Here is a 19,335-nt window from a genome sequence, read left to right on the forward strand (position 1 = left end):
GGCGATGCCATGGATAGACGCTCCTCTCCCGCTCCGCGCGAGGTGTGGCGATAGTGGCTGTGACAGATGCCGCAGGGTCAACCGTGAAGGACCAGATCATGGCTACCGAGACATGGACTCCCGCCCCGCTTCCCGACCTGGCCGGACGCACCGCGGTGGTGACCGGAGCCTCCAGCGGGCTCGGCGCGTTCACCGCCCGCGAGCTCGCCCGAGCCGGGGCGCGAGTGGTACTGGCCGTACGTGACCCGGCGAAGGGGAAGACGGTCGCCGGCGCCATCGCCGGTGACACCGAGGTGCGCGCGCTGGACCTGGGCGACCTGGCCTCGGTACGGGCCTTCGCCGACACCTGGTCCGGGACCTTGGACATCCTGGTCAACAATGCCGGGATCATGGCCGTGCCGCAGGGCCGAACCGCCGACGGCTTCGAGCTGCACATCGGCACCAACCACCTGGGCCACTTCGCGCTCACCACCCTGCTGCTGCCGCACATCAGCGACCGGATCGTGACCGTGTCCTCGGGGCTGGCCCGGATCGGGCGCATCGACCTGGACGACCTGAACTGGGAGCACCGCCGCTACAAGCCCATGCGCGCCTACGGGCAGTCCAAGCTCGCCAACCTGCTGTTCACCCTCGAACTGCAACGCCGCCTCACCGAGGCGGGAAGCCCCGTGCGTGCCCTGAGCGCCCACCCAGGGGTGGCCGCCACCCCGCTCGACCGGCACGTCGGCGGCCTGCAGGCCGTCTTCACCCGCATCGGGTACCGCTTCATCGGCCAGAAGCAGCCCGAGTTCGGCGCGCTGCCCACGCTGTACGCCGCCACCCAGGACCTGCCGGGCGACTCCTACGTCGGGCCCGGCGGCCGCAGCGGGGAACGTCCGCGCGTCGAGAAGCGCACCGCGCGCGACAGCGACACCGCCGTCGCCCGCCGCCTGTGGGATCTGTCCGAAGAGATGACGGGTGCTCGGTATCCGCGCTGACCGGGCTGCCACGCCCACGACAGGACACACCGTGCCCGGGTCACACCTGCACCGGCGGAATAATGGAGATGTGGACCGATCCCAACTGGCCGACTTCCTGCGCCGCCGACGCGAGGCGCTGCAACCCGAGGACGTCGGACTGGTCAAGGGCCCGCGCCGCCGTACCCCGGGCCTGCGCCGCGAGGACGTCGCCGCGCTGACCGGCATGTCGGTGGACTACTACGTCCGCCTCGAACAGGAACGTGGCCCGCAACCATCCGAACAGATGACCGCAGCGCTTGCTCGCGGCTTGCGCCTGTCCCTGGACGAACGCGACCACCTGTTCCGCCTGGCCGGCCACCCGACGCCGGGCCGCCTCACCCGCACCGACCACGTCAGTCCCGCCATGATGCGCGTCCTGGACCGTCTCGAGGACACTCCCGCCCAGGTCGTCACGGACCTCGCCGAAACCCTCGCCCAGACCCGCCCGGCCACGGCGCTGCTCGGCGACCAGACCCGCTTCACCGGCCCGGCCCGAAGCATGATCTACCGCTGGTTCACCGACCTTCGCTCCCGGTCCCTCTACCCCGAGGCCGACCACGACCTGCACGGCCGCATCTTCGTCTCCCAGCTGCGCACGGCTCACGTCCGCAGCGCCCAGAGCCCGCGCAGCACTGCCCTGGTCCGGCAACTCCAGGCTGCCAGCCCGGAGTTCGCCCAGCTGTGGGACCAGCACGAGGTCGGCTTCCAGCACGACGACCGCAAGGCGCTCATCCACCCCGAGCTCGGAGAGCTGCACCTGCACTGCCAGGTCCTGCTCGCCCCCGACCAGGCCCAGGCCCTGCTCATCTTCACCGCGACCCCCGGCACCGACAGCTATGACAAGCTCAAGCTCCTGGCCGTCATGGGCGCCCGGACCATGTGACGGCGCCCTCCATGTGCCGGCGGGGGCCGCGCAGTACCGGCCAGACGACCCTGGGGTGGAACAGGGCGGTGGGCGGTGTCAGCAGCGCCATCACCTCGGCGAAGGCGGCGCAGACCGCCTCGTCGCGGGTGGCGCGGCTGATGACCTGGTCGAGGTAGCGGTGCTGCCAGCGGACCAGGGCGCCGGAGGGGCCGCCGATCGTGCTCGGGAACCGTACGTCCTCGGCGGAGGAAATCAGCCAGGCGTCCTTGGCGGTGGCGGCGATCCGGGACTGGGCCTGCCGCGCGGTTCCTGGGCGCAGCCCGCGCTGCCGCAGGGTGTCGCGAAGCGCCACCGCTCCCAAGGCGGCGATGGAAATGCCCTGCCCGTACACGGGGTTGAAGGTGCAGGCGGCGTCGCCGAGAACGACGAGACCCTCGGGAGCGATGCGCTCGTAGTGCCGTCGGATGCTCGCGCCGGGGCGGAAGCCGCGCACCTCCCCGGCGGGCTCGGCCCCGTCGAGGAAGTCGCGCAGGGCCGGATCACGGAGCAGCCCGAGGTGCTTGTCGAATCCCGCCTCGCCCGGTTCCGGTTCCGCCCCGCGCATCCCGCCGACGCTGACGATCCATCGGTCGTCCTCCACGGGGAGCAGCACGCCCATCCGGGGGTGGTCCGGGGCCTTGGTCTGGATGTAGAGGGCGGTGGGGTCGGCGCCGGCGGCGCGGCGGAACAAGCGGCTGGAATAGGCGATCCCGGCGTCGACGCGCTCCTCGGCGACCTCGGGAAGTCCGAGAGTCCGTAGCCACTTCGGCATCCCGGACGACCGGCCCGAGGCGTCGACGACCAGTTCGGCGGGCAGGTCCTCGACCGGGGCCCCAGTGACTCCGCGGGCCCTGACCTGAACACCTGACACGGCGGAGCCGACGCCGAGCAGGCCGACGACTTCGGTCCCCTCCAGGAACTCCACGGAGGGCTCGCTCCGCAGGCGTCGGAGCACGGCGTCGTCAAGCGCTGGTCGGGTGCAGGAGAGGAAGGTCAGATCGCTGCTGAAGCGGGGCATCCATCCGGCGGCGCTGAGCCAGCGGAGTCCGCCCGGCAGCGCGACCGGGACCGCTCCCCGCGCGAGCAACTCGTCGGGCAGGCCCGGCAGGAGGTCCTGCAGGGCCCGGCGTCCGCCCTCCATCAGCAGATGGGCGTGACGGCCCTGCGGTGTGCCCGCGCGGAAGCCCGGTTGGCCGGGACAGCGGTCGCGTTCCACCACCACGATCCGGTCGACCTGACCGACCAGCGCCCGTGCCGCGAAGCATCCGGCGAGGCTGCCGCCGATGACAACTGCCGTCCTCTGCCTGTCTGCCGTCATGCCCGGTGAGCGTAGCGGCGGCGCGCGGTCGCTGGTGAGTGTTCCCCGCGACCGTCCGGCCGCCCGGTGGAGGGTCGCCGGGCAGAGCCCGCAGCGCATACGCTGACCAGGCAGGACGTCAGCAAGGCAGTCACGGACGGAGCAGCAGGGAATGACGGCGCAACAGCTTCCCTATCTCACCCTCTCCGCCTCCGGCGGTCCGCTTCTGCACGAGACCGAGGTGAAGAAGTCCCGCTTCCTCTGTTCCCTCGCCCGGGTCGAGGACGAGGCGCAGGCACAGGCGTTCATCGCCTCCGTCCGCAAGCAGTACTGGGACGCCCGGCACAACTGCACTGCCTTCATCGTCGGCGACCAGCCGCGCCGGGAACGCTCGAACGACGACGCCGAGCCTGCGGGCACCGCCGGCGCGCCGATGCTGGAGGTCCTGCGACGGCGCGGACTGACCGACACCGTCGCCGTGGTGACCCGCTACTTCGGCGGGGTGCTGCTGGGCGCGGGTGGCCTGGTCCGGGCGTACGGGGGCGCGGTCTCGGCGGCGCTGGGCCAGGCGGTCGTGGTGGAGCGCCGGTCTGTCGCTCTGCTCGCCGTCACCGCCGACCACACCCGCGCGGGCCGGTTGGAGAACGACCTGCGAGCTGCGGGACATGTCGTCCGGCAGGTCGAGTACACGGCGGAGGGCGTCCGCTTCGACGTGGGTGTCCCCGACGCGGACGTTCCGGGCTTCCGGGAGTGGCTGGCAGCGGCGAGTACTGGCACAGCCGGTGTCGAGCGGGTCGGCTCGGATCATATGGACGTGCCCTGGGTGTGATGACGGTGACCCGTCCGGCCGCGGCGGGTGGCGGATCCCGCCGGGGCTGGGTGAGAGTGGATGCAGCGCTGGTCCCTGGTGGAGCGGTCGACCGCGCGAGCCGGGCTGTCGCCCGCCCGGCGCACCGGGAGCCCCCGCAGCAGCATGCGGGGGCTCCCGCGTTCCGCCGGCGTACCGGTCCACGCTGCGGATCTCCTGCGACGCGCGCAGGCTGGTGGTATGGACACACCGACTCCGGCGCTGTTCGCGCGCCGCACCCTGGTCGTGGTGGAGGGCGTGGTTCCGGGCGATCCTCCGCACCGCCCCGTGGACATCCGCGGGCATCCTGCCGGCGAGGCCTACGGCCCCGAGGACATCCGGGAACTGTGCCGCGCCCGCGGCTTCCCGGACGTGGACCTGGACAACCCCGCGGTCGTGACCTGGAACGGCGGTGGCCCGGACGTCTGGGCCTAGGAGGGCGGGCCCGTCCCGCCCCGGGCCTCGGGCCGCGGTCGCCCGCGGCCCGTCGGCCGATCCGATCCGCCTCCCACCCTCGGGAGGCCGTTCATGAAGCCTTAGACCGACCGGCACATGGGGGGCGGCGTCGTGGGCAAGGGGGCACCTCCCGCCCGAAGGGTGGGGGAGGCTTTCGCCTGGCCGGGGGGACCCCCTTCTTCACCCACCCCCTATGTGCCGGTCGGTCCGACTCAGGAAGCCACCTCCAGCTCTCCCAGCAGGCGGCTGCGCAGGGCCAGGTCGATCTCGAATCGCGAGTGCGGGTCCGTGAGCGCGTCGCCGAACAGTTCCTCCAGGCGGCGCATCCGCTGCCGCACCGTCTGCGGGTGCAGACCCAGACTGCCCGCCACCTCCGGCGCGCTGCCGCTGCTGGCCTCCAGCCAGGCCAGCAGAGTCTCCTCCAGTCGGCGGCGGCGATTGGGGGTGAGCCCGCTCAGCGGGGCGAGACAGCGTTCGGTGACGAGTCGGATGAGGGCCTGGTCGCTGAGGAGCAGGACCGCCGACAGGTTCTCGTCGCAGTAGATCGGTCCGGGCGTGGTGGCGAGGATCCTGCTGGGCAGGCGTTCCGCTACGGTCCGGGCCCATCGCAGCGACTCGGCGGCCTGCGCCCACGGCACGCTCGGGCCGACCACGGCAGGCTGGCCGCCCAGCACCTCCGCGAGGCGCTCGCGCGAGCCGCGGTCGTCGGGCTGCGGCAGCATCAGGTATCCGTCGGTGCCGTCCAGGTGTGCGAGCACCTCCGGCCACTGCCGCAGCTGGGCCGCACCGGTGGCGCTTGCCGAGGCAGGGGTCCTGGGGGAGTCCTCGACCACGGACGGTAGCAGTACGACCGCGGAGAGCGTCTCGGGAAGCTCCCACTGGGCTTCCCGCGCGGCTGCGGCGACCACGTCCGCGGGCTCGCTCGACACCAGTAACTTCAGCAGTCGCTGCCGGCGCGACCGCAGTGTTCCGGTCGCGTTCGCTCGCGCCTCGGCATAGCCGGCGACGGAGGCGACCACCATCTGGTCGGTGTACGCGAAGATCGCCTCGGCGAGCACGGCCATCGTCCCCATGGACATCCCCGCATGGCGCGCGACCTGTGCGTACCGACGCCAGGCCAGGCGCGCCCCGAGCCGGTACGCGGCCTGGAGTGGGTCCAGGCCGCGGCCCACGCGCCACTCACCCCGCCCGAGGGCGCGGTAGACGATGGCGGAGTCGGCGGTCACCGTGCGGTTGTCGCCGATCAGATCGACGAAGTGTCCGAGCGCACGGGTCGCCGCGTGACTGATCCCCGCGCTCGAGCCCGCGTCGGCGAGCCCGGCGTACTCGGGGATCTGACGCCGTATCTCCTGGAGGATCTCGGGGACCAGCCGGGAGTTCTCGGCCCGCACCATCCTGGCGAAGCCTGGCGGCAGGGCTACCCACGGGCGGTCGTGCGGCACCGTCCGGGGGGCGGCCACCCGGTGTCCGAGGGTCGCGGATGCGGCTGCAGTGTCGCGATGGACGGGGGCCGAAGCGGCGCGCGACGGGCGGGACGAGTCGGTCCGCTGCGGTGCGAAGCCCGTGCTGCGGTGAGTTGCGGTGGACATGCAACCTCCTTGGCTGGTCCGGCGGGTGTCTCAGCGCCGAGGGAATGCGCTGAAGGCCCCCGCCGACCATGGGGGGTGACGTGACAGCCAGGACCTGGCGTGCCGGTCGAGGCGGCGGGGCCTGGAGTCGACTGGAGTCAACCTGTGGTGCGGCCGAGCCAAGGCGAGCATATGGCGAGTCTGACGCTCCGAACGGAACCAGGGACTTTCGTTAGGATTTGATAAGAGGGTCCTCATCATGGTCCTCACAACAGCGTTGTCCCATGGCTGCTGACCCGGAGGCAGACGCCTCCGGGTCAGCAGCCATGGGACAACCGGGTCAGGACGTGCTGGCTACGGTGCTCGGCTGGGGAGCCTTGTCTCCCGGCTTGCTGGGCGCCGGGGTCGGGCTTGTCGTCGGGTTCGTCGTCGGGCTCGGGCTTGTGCTCGCGCTTGTACTCGGCGTCGGGGTCTGGGCCTGCGTCTGGCTCGGGGTGGGCGTCGGAGAAGCGATCCTGGTCGGCAGAACGGCCTGGCGGCACTGGAGATCGACCAGGGAGATGGTCAGCCGCGTACTGAGGAACGTGAACAGGTTCGCGGCGCGGTCGGGGGAGACCGCGGCGAGGAGGAGCTTCCGGTCGAAGTTGAGGCGCCAGGTGCTCAGGCTGGCGAGCCTGGCGCAGTAGGCGGCGGGGTCGCCGTCCTTGGCCGTCCAGCCGACGAGGGGTTGGCCGACGCCGAGGCGGTAGAGGTCGGTTCGGGACCGGCTCTGGTGCTGGTCCATCAGCGCCATCGGGGCGTTGAGCGGAACGAGTGCCATCGGGGCGTGCTGGCGTCGGGCGGCCTGCAGCTCGTCGAGGGCGAGTGAGGTGGTGTGGTGGCCGGGGTTGGCCAGATCCGGTGCGCGCCACGGGGAGCAGCCGAGCGCAGGGTCGATGAAGGAGTTCAGCAGCGGGACGTCGCCGCCGTTCGTCAGGGTGGCGACGGTGTCCAGCCGGGTGGAGTTGCGCTGCGTCCACTGGGCGATGCGGCCGTTGCGGTCGACCAGGTAGACGGCGGTCACCCCGGTGCTGGGGTTCTGGTCGGCGAATCCGAAGTCGCGGGTAGTCGGACAGGGAGCGCCGTCTCGACCGGTGCCGAGCGCGGGAACGGTCAGTGTGCCGGTGCGCACCGCGCTGCCGGCCGCGTTGAAGAAGGCCGATGCGTTGCAGTAGGCGAAGCGTCCGAACCGGGCGTCGGAGGAGCCGTCGGTGCACCGGCCGGCGCGGAGGCTGTCGTCCTGACCGCGAAGTGTGAGCGATCGTCCGTTGAACCCGAACCAGATCCCGACCACGGCGTGGTGCGGCAACCAGGGGACCACCGGCGCTGCCGCGGGTCGGCTGCCGCGGTCCACCACGACCGGGTTGTAGACGTACACGGCTCCGCTGGCCGGGTCGACCACGGTCGCCTGCACGAAGGCTGCCTGACGTGCGTTCGCCTCGTGGCACGGCCCCTGGCCGCGCCCGGAGGCGACCAACTGGTAGGGCGTCGCCAGCCCCCGCGCGCTGAGCGGGTTCTCGGGCACGATGAGCGTGCAGTCGGATCCCAGCCCCGCCGGGAAGGCCGCCGCGGAGAGGGCGGTTCCGATCGAGGATCGCTTGGCCCCGCTGCCGGTGGAGGCGAGGGCGAGGCTCAGCAGTGCCGCGACTGCGGCGAAGCCGCCGACGAGGGCGGCGAGCAGGGTTAGTCGCCGACGATGCAGACGAGGAATCCCGGAGGACCGGTGCTGACGCTGATGCTGGGAAGTGAGCACGCAGGCTCCTCTGTCGCAGGTCGCCGTCATCGGAGTGAAATCGAGAGAAGGGCTGCCACTCCGGGCGCTGACGGCAGGAGTCTAGGCACGCGGTGCCTACCGGCGAACGTGATCCACGGCTGCTACCCGCCATTCCTTAAAGGCTGCGGCCGAGGCTGGTGTTTCTCGGTGGGATCGCTCACCTGCGCGCGGGTATGTGCGTTGTGGCGGCGGTAGATTGGATGCGAACAGTGGTCGGTCGAGGCGGTGGTCATGGCCGCACGAGAGCGGGCGCGCCGGAAATGGCGCGCCCGCGGGGCGACTCGGGCGGTGGACCTCCTGTCAGCCAGGCCGCCTCGTCGGCCGGGTCAACCGGCGTTCAGGAAGTGCTCACCCGGCCTGCTTGACTCCAGTGCCGCCGACGATGCTGCTGCCCTCCTCGCCAACTCGTTGGCCTGGCGGCCCTGTTCGACTGGGGGAGTGGTGCCGACAGCTGCAGGAGGTCGCTGCGGGGTCTCGGTCTGACCCTGACCCTGGGCCGGTGTCGCGGACTGGGGTTGGGCGCTCAACCTGTGGCTGGCGGCCTCGTCGAGGCTGACCGTGCGCTGCATCGCGGTGGCCAGGCGGCTGGCCTCCCTGCCGAGGGCGGCGATGTCACTCCAGCTCAGCCGGACCACGAGGCGGAGCTCGGCCCTCCCGTCCGGGGTCGCCAGGAGAAGGGGCTCGGGGTGATCGTTCACGGGACCGTCCTTGGGGAGTCGAGGGCCGGCGGACGCTTTGCGCGGGAACGAGCGGGCGCCGCTGCGGAACTGACGGAGTGCCGGTCGGCATCTTCGAGTGGCCTATTGGGCTCAGGATGACGACGGTCAGGAGTATATGCATGCGATGTGGCACCGAACCGGCGCGATGAGCCGCGGTTGTTTCGATCCGGGAAATCACGTCGGTGGGTCCGGGATTGGACGCTCAATTCGCTCATGCGGGTCACTGCGTCGGGTCGGCTGCCGAGGTGACCGGAGAAGCACTGCGTACCTGTCACGGGTGAGTGCTTTCCGCGCGGAAACCCTCGCCCGGAGGCGGTCTTTACCCGACATCGGGTGAGACTTCCCGATAAGGGCGGTGCGACCGTGCGACCTGCCTAGACTCCCGCTGTCATTGTCTGTCGTCGTCCCGAGCTGCTGGCAGTTCCGGTTCCGAAAGAGGGGGGCCGCGCCCATGGACGAGAGGACCGGTGGGACCGGCGGTACCGGCGGGTCGGATCCGTCCGACGCCGAAGCGGTCCGACGGATCCGCGCGGGGACGGAGGTGGGGGGCCGGGTCGCGGTCAAGGCCGCCGAGAAGGCCCTCCGCGAGTTCCAGGACCGCCACTACGCCGCTGTGTTCGCCCTGGCGCGCGTCTACTGCGGCTCGTCCCAGGCCGCGGCCAACCTGGCGGCCGAGGCCTTCACACGTGCTCTGAGCGAAGCACCGAACGATGACGACGCGGAGGCGAACTGGCGGGCCCGCGTCCTGGCTGCCGTGAGCGGTACGGCGGAGAGCTGGTACCTGCGCGGTCGTCGCAACGAGCTCCGCGAGGACTTCCAGCCCTGGCGGCCACATCCGAGCCGTCCGGGGGACCTGCCCGCGCCCGGGGCCGTGCCCGCCGCCGGTACCGTGCCCGGGAGCGAGGAGACGGTCGTCCTCGACCCCACCGCGTGGGCCGAGGGCGGTGCGGCGGGTGCCGGCTCCGGGCCGGCGGCTCCGATGTGGGCCGAACCGGTCGCCGGCGGCCCGCGGCGCCTCCGCTCCCTCGCCGGCCTGGCCCTGATGGTTCGTTCGCTCGGCGGCCGCACAACCCGGCACCGCCGGTTTCCCAGCCGCGCCGTCCTGCCCGCCATCGCCGTCGCGGTGCTGTGCGCAGCCGTCGTGGCCGGGATACCCCTCGAAGGCGCCCTCCACAAGAACACGACCGGCAGGGCGACCGGCAGCTCGACTCCGCGCCCCGGCCGCCCGACCCCCCCGCCGTCGGCGGTCGCGCTCGGCGGCGGGCCCGTGGCTTCCGCCTCGGCCGCGTCGCCTTCAGCTGCGTCTCCTGTTCCTTCCGCCAGCACGTCGCCACTCGCGTCCGGGACGCCCACGTCGAGCGCTCCTCCGAGCCCCACCGCCACCGCGCCGGCGACGCATGGCATCGCGCTGAGCGACCTCCGCTGGGCCTCCTCCGTGAACGGCGAGGGTCCGGTGGAGCGGGACGAGAGCAACGGCGGCCGTGCGGCCGGGGACGGGCAACCGCTGAGCATCCGGGGCGTCGTCTACCGCAAGGGCCTCGGCGTCAGCGCGCCCAGCGACGTCACGTACTACCTCGGCGGTACCTGCACGACCCTCCGGGTGGACGTGGGCATCGACGACGAGGCGGGGCGAGGTGGATCGGTGGTCTTCGTGGTCTACCGGGATGACACGCAGGTCGCCCAGAGCGGGACACTGACCGGGAACGACCCCGCGGTGCACCTCACCGCCGATCTCACCGGCGGCAGCGTCCTGCGGCTCGTGGTCGTCGACGGCGGCGGGAACGGCTTGGACCACGCCGACTGGGCGGCCCCCCTGCTCACCTGCGGCTGAAGGTGACGAGGAGGGCCGATGAGGGGTCGGTCAGGGCAGGGTCCAGTTCTGCGCGTTGGTGCCGTTGCAGGTGTAGATCTGCAGTTGGGTGCCGGCAGTGGTGGACGACCCGGGGTCGTCCAGGCACTTGCCCGACTCCGGGTTGACCAGTGAGTTGTTCGCGCCCGGCTTCCACTGCTGCGCGCCGGTGCCGTTGCACTGGTACCACTGGGTCTTCGTGCCGTTCGCGGTACCGCTGGAGGTGACGTCCAGGCAGCCGCCGGCGACCTGGAGTGTGCCGTCGGCTTCGACCGTCCACCGCTGGGCGGCGCCTCCGTTGCAGGTCCAGATCTGGATGTGACTGCCGTTGGTCGCCGCGCCGTTGTTGTCGTCGGCGCAGAGGCTCGACGAAACCCCGGAGACGATCGGCCCGTTGGGCGCGGCGACCGCGGCCGTGAACCCGATGGCGAAGACGTGCAGCCCGCCGGTGTCGGTGTCGGACGGCAGGCGCACGTCGGAGACCGTCCTGCCGGCGCTCAGGTTCACCGGAGCCGTGGCGAAGACATAGGTCTTGACGTTGTCAGAGGCTGCGCCGGCCTGATTGCGGTAGGCGGCGGTCACCGCGACCGCACTCCCCGGGAGGGCCGAGCCGCTGCCGCCGCCCAGGGTCCAGTCGGAGAAGGCGAGCGGGACCGACTGGCTGGTGCCGTCGGTGAAGTCCACCGTGGCGGTGCCGCTCGAAGGCCCGTTGTTGGCCGAACCGAGGAAGGAGATCGCCCCCGATCCGGAGACCGGGACCGTCTCGCCGTTCGCCTCGTAGTTGTCGCGCTGGCCCGCCGCCGCGCCGGGCCAGGAGAAGGACACCCCGTTGGCGGTGATCGTGGAGCCGGGACTCACACCGGCGGTGGCGAGGGCGTTCGCGGAGTAGCTGTAGCCGTTGCCGTCGAAGTTCGCGGACGAGGATGCCGAGTCGGTGGATATGCCGACGTCCGAGTAGCCGGGGGCGCCGGGGTAGGAGGGGGGCGCCGCGGAGGCGGCCGAGGCCCAGGAGGTGTTGGCGGAGGTCCCGAGCGTGTAGGTCAGGGTGCCGCCGCTGGTGATGCTGCCGCTGGGCGCGTACGCGGCGTCCCACGCGGAACCGTTCCAGGTGGCCGACTGCACGTACGGCGCGTTGTCAGCGGCGTTGTCGCCGTTGACGGTCAGGCTGTTGCCGGAGGGCAACGAGATCACGGTCTGGGTGAACAGCGGGCTCCCCAGAGCCAGATCGGCGGTGCCGGGAGTCTCGGGGTACATCCCGAGGGCGGACCACACGTACCAGGAGCTCATCTGGCCGAGGTCGTCGTTGCCCGCCAGCCCGGACGGGCTGTCGGTCCAGATCTGGTCCTGGACCTGCCGCACGACGTGTTGGGTCTGGGACGGCTGGCCGATGTAGTCGTACTCCCAGGGGATGTTCAGGCTCGGCTCGTTGCTCAGGTCGGTGTGTCCGCCTGCGCCGGTGAGCGAGGAGAGGTCGGTGTTCAGGAAGCCGGCCATCGCCGCGTTGCCGCCCATGGCGGTGGCCAGACCGTGCAGGTCGAACGGCACCATCGGGGTGTACTGCCAGGAGTCGCCCTCGACGAAGTTCGTGCCGGAGGTCGCCGAGAACCCCGAGGTCCACGAGCCGGACCTGTCACGCGGCTGGACGAAGCCGGTGCCGAAGTGGAAGAGGTTCCGCCAGTCCTGCGCGCGGTTGGCGAAGGCCGTCTGGTGCGTGCTGTCTCCCAGAGCTCCGGCCAGCGCGGAGACGGCGAAGTCGGCGGAGTTGTACTCGAGCGTGGTGGAGGCGGGGCCGTAGAAGTTGCAGCAGCCGTAGCTGCCGTTGCTGGGCAGGTAGCCGAGCTGTTCGAGGTAGTCGAGCCCGGGGCGGTTGTTGTTGGCGCCGGTCGCCTCCGCGATCATGTCGGTCAGAGCGGTCGCGCTGTCGAAGTTCGTCGCGCCGAAGGCGTGGTAGTCGGCGAGGATCGCGTCGGCGGGGTCGCCGACCATGACGTAGGTCTCGCCGTTGTTCTCGGACCACTTGGGGAAGCGGCCGGTCTGGCTGTAGTCGTCGACCATCGACTGTGCGGTGTCCGAGGCGGCCTGCGGGTCGACCAGGGCTTCGAGTTGGGCCTGGGAGCGGTAGATGTCCCAGCCCGAGTAGTTGGCGTAGGCGGCGCTGTGGCCCGGGTCGACGGTGTGGGTGGCGGAGTCGAAGCCGTAGTACTGGCCGTTGCTGTCGCTGATCACGTTCGGGTGCAGCAGGGAGTGGTAGAGCGCGGTGTAGAAGACCGCCTGCTGGGCGGCCGTCCCACCCGCGATCTGGACCCGGCCGAGCACGGAGTTCCACGCGCTCTGCGCGGCGCCCTGGACGCCGCCGAAGTTCCAGCTCGGGTTCTCGGCGGTCCGGTTCGCCACCGCGTTGGCGGTGGAGACGTAGGAGATCCCGACCTTGGCCTGGACCACCTGGGTGCCGGTGGTGTTGAAGGTGACATAGCCGTCGCTCGCGGCGGCCTTCGGGGTGGCAGCCCTGGTCGTCTTCGGCGGCACGCCGTGCAGGGTGGGCTTGTTGACCCCTTCGGGGGCGCTCTGCGAGGCGCCGGGCGAGGCCGTGGCGGGCGGGGGCGCGGTGACGGCCGCCGTGCCGTTGGAGCTGAACGGCTGGTCGAAGACCATGTCGAAGTACACGGTGTAGCTGTTGCCGGCGCCGCAGAACTTGCCGCTGGTGACCTGCCCGCTCACCTCGGTGCTGTTGACCGCGGTGAACTGCGTGTTGGAGTCCCCGTTCTGACTGCCCGCCAGCTTGAAGACCAGATTGGCCTGGGTGGTGGACGGGAAGGTGAACCTGGCCATGCCGCTGCGGGTGGTGGCGGTGAGCTCGGTCTTCACGCCGTTGTTCAGGGCGACCGTGTACGAGCCGGGGGAGGCGGACTCGCCCGAGTGGGAGAACGCGTCCGTCGCTGCGGTGTTGACGGAACCGACAGTCGGCAGGATCGGGATGTCCCCCGCGGCGCCGCAGCCGGGACCGGCGATGTGGGTGAGGCTGAAGCCGGTGATCGACGAGTCCTTGTACTCGTATCCGCCGCCGTCCGGCCGGGACGGGGTGTCCGGGCTCCACTGCACCATGCCGAACGGGAGGTCGGCGCCGGGAAAGTCGTCCGCGCTGTTCGAGGTGCCGATGAACGGGTTGACCAGCGCGGCCGGCGCGGTGACCAGAGCTGCCCTGGCGTTCCGGGCGGACGCCGAGGCTGCCGAGGGGGCGGCGGCTGAGGCGCCGGTCGTGGCGAGGGTCGCCAGCAGGGCGCCGACGGCCAGGAGGGGTAACCCAGGTCGTAGGGCCTGTCGGTCCCAGGAGCGTCCGTACCTTCTGCTCAGTCTTGCCATCGTTTGATCTCCCCTTCGCTGTGCGAGCGGGTGGGCGGGTGGATCGTTTCGGGTGGCGCGCCAGTCAGGTACATGACAACGTTGTCATCGCAGGTCAGCCCTGCCCTCGTGAGGATCGGCAGTCGGATGCGCGGCTTGACAACGATGTCTGGATTCAGGAGGACCATGGCTCCACGGGCGCGAGGTGTCAAGAGACTGGGCCGAATCGGGACGGAGCGGCCGCGTGGCGATCACCGGAGCACGTTCGCGCGCACACCACCGACCCCCTGCTCACCGGCACTGTGACGTGCGGCACTAATCGCCTGGTTAACCTGCCGTTCACAATTGAGCAACAGCCGGGAAATTGCAGCCTGTGATCCTCACTGCTCAGCAGGACAGCGGACCTCCCCACCGACGCGGAGCACCGCGACCGCGCGACCGCTCTGTTCCCACCCCACCGCGAGGAATGCCGCCCGTGAGCTTCAAGGCTGAGTACATCTGGATCGACGGCACCGAGCCGACCGCCAAGCTTCGTTCGAAGACGCGGATCCTGGCTGACGGTGCCGAGCTGGCGACCTGGGGCTTCGACGGCTCCAGCACCAACCAGGCCGAGGGCCACGCTTCGGACCGTGTGCTCAAGCCGGTCTTCTCCTGCCCGGACCCGATCCGTGGCGGCGACAACGTGCTGGTGCTGTGCGAGGTCTTCAACATCGACGGCACCGCCCATGAGACCAACACCCGCGCGCTGCTGCGCCCCATCGCCGAGCAGTTCGAGGCGCAGGAGGCCATCTTCGGCATCGAGCAGGAGTACACCTTCTTCAAGGGCGAGCGCCCGCTCGGCTTCCCGGTCGGCGGCTTCCCCGCCGCCCAGGGCGGTTACTACTGCGGCGTCGGCGCCGACGAGGTCTTCGGCCGCGAGGTCGTCGAGCTCCACATGGACCGCTGCATGGAGGCCGGCCTGGCCATCTGCGGCATCAACGCCGAGGTCATGCCCGGCCAGTGGGAGTTCCAGATCGGCCCGGTCGACGCGCTGACCGTCTCGGACCACCTGTGGGTCGCCCGCTGGCTGCTCTACCGCACCGCCGAGGAGTTCGACATCTCGGCCACGCTCGACGCCAAGCCGGTGAAGGGCGACTGGAACGGCGCGGGCGCGCACACCAACTTCTCCACCAAGGCCATGCGTGAGGGCTACGACGCCATCATCACCGCCTGCGAGTCGCTCGGCACGGACCAGGACAAGGTCCTGGAGCACGTCAAGCAGTACGGCTTCGGCATCGAGGACCGCCTCACCGGCCTGCACGAGACCGCCCCGTGGAACGTCTACAGCTACGGCGTCTCCGACCGCGGCGCCTCGGTGCGCATCCCGTGGCAGGTCGAGGTCGAGAAGAAGGGCTACATCGAGGACCGTCGCCCCAACGCGAACGTCGACCCGTACGTGGTGACCCGCCTGCTGGTCAACACCTGCTGCTCGGCGCTGGAGAAGGCCGACCAGGTCTGATCCGCCCTCGCTGAGAACCAGTGACGCGGCCCCCGCCGGATCTTCCGGCGGGGGCCGCGTCTTTGTCATCCCGTCCCGTCCAGCAGAGGTTGCAGCAGTGGTTGCAGCAGGGGGACGTAGCGCTCGGCGACGTCCGACGGGGCGAGCCGGCGCAGCTCGTCCGCCTGGACCATCGCATACAGCGCCCCCAGGCCGAGCAGCACGCCGACCGCCATCTCCGCGCGCAGCGGGGCGTCCGGGCCCGGCAGGCGCGCCGCCAACCGGGCCACGACCCGGGCCTTGAAGTTCGCGCGCACCGACGCCCCCTGTTCCTCGTGCAGGCGGGAGAAGGCGATCCGCAGGATCGGGTCGCGGCCCTGCTCGTTCTGCGTCGCCAGGACCTGCAGCACCATGTGGTGGGCCAGGGACTCCAGCGGCGCGGCGAACAGGGCGTCGATCTCCTCGTCGTCGAAGGTGAAGACGTGGGCGAAGAGCTGCTCCTTGCTGCCGAAGTACTTCATCACCAGGGCCGGACTGACCCCTGCTCGCTGGGCCACGGCGGCGATGGTCGCGTCGGCGTAGGCGTGCCGTCCGAAGCAGTGCCGGGCGGCACGGAGGATCTCGGTCCTGCGGGCGTCCGCGTCGCGCGGACGCGAGGATGACGGGCTGTCAGCGAGCGGCCGGTCGGCAACCGGGGTGTCAGTGAACGGGTCGTCGGCGAGCGGGGCGTCGGTCACGAGGGTTCACCGGCCTTGGCTGTCGTTCGGGACGATTCGAGGGGCAGGTCGAAGTCTCCCCGTCGGCGTGGGATCGCGCAGGCAGCCACGCAGGCGAGCAGGGCGACTCCGCCGGCCATGGCGAAGGCCGTCCGGTAGCCGTCCAGGGCCGGGGCGGTGACACCTCCGCTGGTGACGAGGTTCCGGGTGAGGACGGCAGCCACCGCCGCGCTGCAGACGGCCTGGCCGATGGTGCGCATCAGCACGTTCAGGCCGTTGGCGGCGGCGGTCTGCTGCTGCGGGACGGCCTGCATGATCAGGGTGGGCAGTGCCGAGTACGCCAGTGCCGTGCCGGTGGAGACGACGGCCGCACCGACGATGACGGCGACCAGTTGCCTGCTGTCCGCGATGCGCAGCAGATACCCGGAGGCGATGACCAGCGCGCCGAGGGCGAGTGTCGTGCGCGCGCCCCGGGCGGCCGAGATGCGGGCGGACAGCGGAGCGAACGCCACCATCAGCACGCCGCTCGGCAGCAGGCACAGGCCCGCCGCGGCGACACCGAGGCCCAGCCCGTAGCCGGTCGCCCGGGGCGCCTGCACCAGCTGCGCGGTGACGAGGGAGTTGGCGTAGAAGGCGAATCCGGCCAGCAGCGCCGCCAGGTTCGGCAGCGCCACCGCCGGGCGCGCCGTCAGCCTGAGGTCGACCAGCGGTTCGGCGGTATGCAGTTGGCGGCGGACCCATCCGGCACCCACCGCCAGGGACAGGACGACGAGCGCACAGACGCGTGGGCTGGTCCAGCCCCAGTCGCCGCCCTTGGACACCGCGAGCAACGCGCCGGTCAGGGCGACGGCGAGGCCGAGGGCGCCGAGCAGGTCGAAGCGGCGGGCGGCGGAGTCGCGTGTCGAGCCGCTCGTGGGCGTCTCCTGGACCACCCGCCAGGCCAGCGCCAGCGCCAGCGCGGCCAACGCCGTGGTCGCCCAGAACATCAGGTGCCAGTCCGCGTACTGCACCAGCAGCGCCGCCAGCGGGAGGCCGACGGCGGCGCCGATGCCCACGGTCGAGCTCATCAGCGCGACAGCGGAGCCGATCCGCTCCCGGGGGAGAATGTCGCGCAGCACGCTGACGGAGAGCGGGATCACGGCGGCGCCCACGCCCTGCAGCGCCCGCGCGGCGATCAGCACGCCCAGGTTCGAGGTGAGCGCGCAGACCAGCGAGCCCAGGGTGAGCGCGGTCAGCGCGGCCAGCAGCATCCGGCGCTTGCCGAACATGTCTCCGGCCCGGCCGAGCACCGGCGTGGCTATCGCCCCGGCGAGCAGGGTCACGGTCACCACCCAGCCGACGTCGGCGGGGGAGGAGCGGGTCAGCCGCGGGAGATCCGGCAGCAGCGGCACCACGGCGGTCTGGACGAGTGTCGCGGTGATGCCGCCGAAGCCGAGGACGGCCAGGACTGAGCGGCCGGCGGGATGCTGCGGCATAGGTGCCCCTCTGCAGGTGAATAAGCGTTCACCAGGCTAGGTGAATGGGTGTTCACCTGGCAAGACGATGCGGGTGGCGGGGGACCAGCTGGCGTGTTCGCCGGAGGCCCGCGCAGGTCAGGGCGTAGGGTGGCGACTCGGCCTAGTGGTGCTCCGCGAAAGTAGTGCGAGGGTACGAGCGGCGTCTGGTGCGGTGCATGGGACCGACGACAACGCGGCCAGGTGCCGTGCCGGACGCCGCGAGCCTCGCAGGACTCCGCGGGGTACCAGTGGCGTGTGCGTGTTGCCAAGGGCGGTGGGGAGAACCTATGGACCGTCGGCGGTTTCTCGGAGCTGCGGTAGCGGTCGCCGCGAGCGCGGCCGGTACGGCGGTGCTGGCGCTGCGCTCCCTGGGCGGTTCGCCGGCAGCCGGGAGGGTCCAGGCTGCCCGGGCCACGCGGACGTCCGCTCATCCGTCGGCGTCGGCGTCGGCGTCCGCGTCCCTGTCGCTGGAGCTCGCCGAGCAGCAGCGGGCCGGGAACCCGGACTGGAGACTTCGCTCCGAAGGACCGCCGGAGGCCGTGGAGGGCTACGCCGACCGGATCAGCGTGCTCCCGGGGGAGCCGTTCTCCCTGCACGTCTCCACTACGGCGTCCGCGTTCACCGTGTCCGCCTACCGCGTGGGCTGGTACGGCGGCGCGCAGGCACGGCTGGTGTGGCGGTCGCCGTCGCAGCGGGGCCGGCGGCAGGCGGCCGCGAGCTTCACCTCGGCGACCCGGACGGCGTACGCACGCTGGGACCCGTCGCTGACCGTCGCGACGGACGGTTGGCCGCCCGGTGCCTATCTGCTCCGCCTCGACGCCTCGAACGGCCACCAGCGCTATCTTCCGCTGGTGCTGCGCTCGCCCAGTGCGGCGGGCCGGACCGTGCTGATGCACGGGGTCGCGACCTGGCAGGCGTACAACCTCTGGGGCGGCTACAGCCTCTACCAGGGAAGTGACGGCGCGTACGGCAACCGATCGCTCGTCGTGTCCTTCGACCGGCCGTACGACGGCAGCGGAGCGGAGAAGTTCCTGGTGTACGAGCGTGCCCTGGTGGTGCTGGCCGAGCGCCTCGGCATCCCGCTCGCCTACACCACCGGACTGGACGTGCACCTCAGCCCGGCCGCGCTGGACGGGGCGAGCGCGGTGCTGTCACTGGGCCACGACGAGTACTGGTCCCCGCAGCAGCGGGCCCGGGTCACCCGAGCCCGGGACGCCGGGGCCAACCTGGCCTTCCTCGGCGCCAACGCCTGCTTCCGGAGGATCCGCTGGCAGGCCGGCAACCGGCAGGTCGTCTGCTTCAAGTCGGACTTCCGGGACGATCCCGCGTACTGGCAGCACCCGGCGGAGGTCACCACGGATTTCCGCGCGAATCCGGGCGCCGACCCGGAGTCCTCGCTCATCGGTGTGCTCTACGAGGGCTTTCCGACCGACGCCCCCTACCGGGTGCACGCCGCCGACCACTGGCTGTTCGCCGGGACGGGCGTGGCGGCCGGGGACACGTTCGCGCATCTGGTCGGCGTCGAGTACGACCGGGTCACCCCGGGCTCGCCGACGCCGCGCCCGATCGAGATCCTGGCCCACTCCCCGCTGGTGTGTGCCGGTGCCCAGAGCCACTCGGACACGGCCTACTACACGGTGCCGAGCGGGGCCGGGGTCTTCGCCTCGGGAACGATGCGCTGGGTCGAGGGCCTGATGGCGGGCACGGGCGACGACGGGGGCGCGCACGGGATGGACGCGCGCACCGGGGCCCTGGTCACCAGGGTGACGGAGAACCTGTTGACGGCGTTCGCCCAGGGACCGGCCGCGCGGAACCGACCGGCGCCCCGGGACAACATGCACGCGGTCTACGGCTGA

14 protein-coding genes are annotated in these 19,335 nt (G+C 71.5%); 7 read left to right on the forward strand and 7 right to left on the reverse strand.

Annotated elements, in window-relative coordinates:
• Nucleotides 1–98: 98 nt before the first annotated feature.
• Together ABIA33_RS10435 and ABIA33_RS10440 are read left to right on the forward strand one after the other, a co-directional pair.
• Nucleotides 99–977, forward strand: a complete 879-nt coding sequence (locus ABIA33_RS10435; protein ID WP_370079636.1) for an oxidoreductase — start codon at nucleotides 99–101, stop codon at nucleotides 975–977.
• Between the two features lie 70 nt (nucleotides 978–1,047).
• Nucleotides 1,048–1,881, forward strand: coding sequence for a helix-turn-helix transcriptional regulator (locus tag ABIA33_RS10440; RefSeq protein ID WP_370079638.1), 834 nt, complete (start codon nucleotides 1,048–1,050; stop codon nucleotides 1,879–1,881).
• Here ABIA33_RS10440 and ABIA33_RS10445 read toward each other — a convergent pair.
• Nucleotides 1,859–3,220, reverse strand: coding sequence for an NAD(P)/FAD-dependent oxidoreductase (locus ABIA33_RS10445; RefSeq protein ID WP_370079640.1), 1,362 nt, complete (start codon nucleotides 3,218–3,220; stop codon nucleotides 1,859–1,861). The genes ABIA33_RS10440 and ABIA33_RS10445 overlap by 23 nt on opposite strands.
• Before the next feature lie 151 nt (nucleotides 3,221–3,371).
• On the opposite strand from ABIA33_RS10445, the gene ABIA33_RS10450 reads away from it, so the two are divergent.
• Nucleotides 3,372–4,028, forward strand: coding sequence for a YigZ family protein (locus tag ABIA33_RS10450; protein ID WP_370079642.1), 657 nt, complete (start codon nucleotides 3,372–3,374; stop codon nucleotides 4,026–4,028).
• A 219-nt stretch (nucleotides 4,029–4,247) separates the two neighbouring features.
• Nucleotides 4,248–4,481, forward strand: a complete 234-nt coding sequence (locus tag ABIA33_RS10455; protein ID WP_370079644.1) for a hypothetical protein — start codon at nucleotides 4,248–4,250, stop codon at nucleotides 4,479–4,481.
• A 233-nt stretch (nucleotides 4,482–4,714) separates the two neighbouring features.
• On the opposite strand, the gene ABIA33_RS10460 is transcribed toward ABIA33_RS10455, so the two are convergent.
• From ABIA33_RS10460 to ABIA33_RS10470, 3 genes are all read right to left on the reverse strand, one after another.
• Nucleotides 4,715–6,091: a PucR family transcriptional regulator gene (locus ABIA33_RS10460; protein WP_370079646.1), complete on the reverse strand. Its 1,377-nt coding sequence runs from the start codon at nucleotides 6,089–6,091 to the stop codon at nucleotides 4,715–4,717.
• Nucleotides 6,092–6,410: 319 nt separating this feature from the next.
• Complete coding sequence (locus ABIA33_RS10465) at nucleotides 6,411–7,862, reverse strand: hypothetical protein (RefSeq protein ID WP_370079648.1); 1,452 nt, start codon at nucleotides 7,860–7,862, stop codon at nucleotides 6,411–6,413.
• A gap of 347 nt (nucleotides 7,863–8,209) precedes the next feature.
• Nucleotides 8,210–8,581, reverse strand: coding sequence for a hypothetical protein (locus ABIA33_RS10470; protein ID WP_370079650.1), 372 nt, complete (start codon nucleotides 8,579–8,581; stop codon nucleotides 8,210–8,212).
• Between the two features lie 472 nt (nucleotides 8,582–9,053).
• On the opposite strand from ABIA33_RS10470, the gene ABIA33_RS10475 reads away from it, so the two are divergent.
• The gene (locus ABIA33_RS10475) at nucleotides 9,054–10,433 is read left to right on the forward strand and encodes an NPCBM/NEW2 domain-containing protein (RefSeq protein ID WP_370079652.1); all 1,380 of its coding nucleotides are present in this window, start codon (nucleotides 9,054–9,056) and stop codon (nucleotides 10,431–10,433) included.
• Nucleotides 10,434–10,463: 30 nt separating this feature from the next.
• Here ABIA33_RS10475 and ABIA33_RS10480 read toward each other — a convergent pair whose 3' ends face one another.
• Nucleotides 10,464–13,811, reverse strand: a complete 3,348-nt coding sequence (locus ABIA33_RS10480; protein ID WP_370079654.1) for a lectin — start codon at nucleotides 13,809–13,811, stop codon at nucleotides 10,464–10,466.
• A 454-nt stretch (nucleotides 13,812–14,265) separates the two neighbouring features.
• Between ABIA33_RS10480 and glnII the strand changes: the two genes are divergently transcribed.
• Nucleotides 14,266–15,288 carry a glutamine synthetase gene (gene glnII, locus ABIA33_RS10485; protein ID WP_370079656.1) on the forward strand — a complete coding sequence of 341 codons (1,023 nt, stop codon included), beginning with the start codon at nucleotides 14,266–14,268 and terminating at the stop codon, nucleotides 15,286–15,288.
• Nucleotides 15,289–15,353: 65 nt separating this feature from the next.
• Here glnII and ABIA33_RS10490 read toward each other — a convergent pair whose 3' ends face one another.
• Both ABIA33_RS10490 and ABIA33_RS10495 read right to left on the reverse strand, forming a co-directional pair.
• Entirely contained in the window at nucleotides 15,354–16,004 is a 651-nt protein-coding gene (locus tag ABIA33_RS10490; RefSeq protein ID WP_370079658.1) for a TetR/AcrR family transcriptional regulator, read from the reverse strand.
• Complete coding sequence (locus ABIA33_RS10495; RefSeq protein ID WP_370079660.1) at nucleotides 16,001–17,458, reverse strand: MFS transporter; 1,458 nt, start codon at nucleotides 17,456–17,458, stop codon at nucleotides 16,001–16,003. Before ABIA33_RS10495 ends, ABIA33_RS10490 begins: the two co-directional genes overlap by 4 nt.
• A gap of 308 nt (nucleotides 17,459–17,766) precedes the next feature.
• On the opposite strand from ABIA33_RS10495, the gene ABIA33_RS10500 reads away from it, so the two are divergent.
• Entirely contained in the window at nucleotides 17,767–19,335 is a 1,569-nt protein-coding gene (locus ABIA33_RS10500; protein ID WP_370079662.1) for a N,N-dimethylformamidase beta subunit family domain-containing protein, read from the forward strand.

This window comes from Streptacidiphilus sp. MAP12-16 (genome assembly GCF_041262165.1).
In the GTDB taxonomy this organism is placed as follows: Bacteria; Actinomycetota; Actinomycetes; order Streptomycetales; family Streptomycetaceae; genus Streptacidiphilus.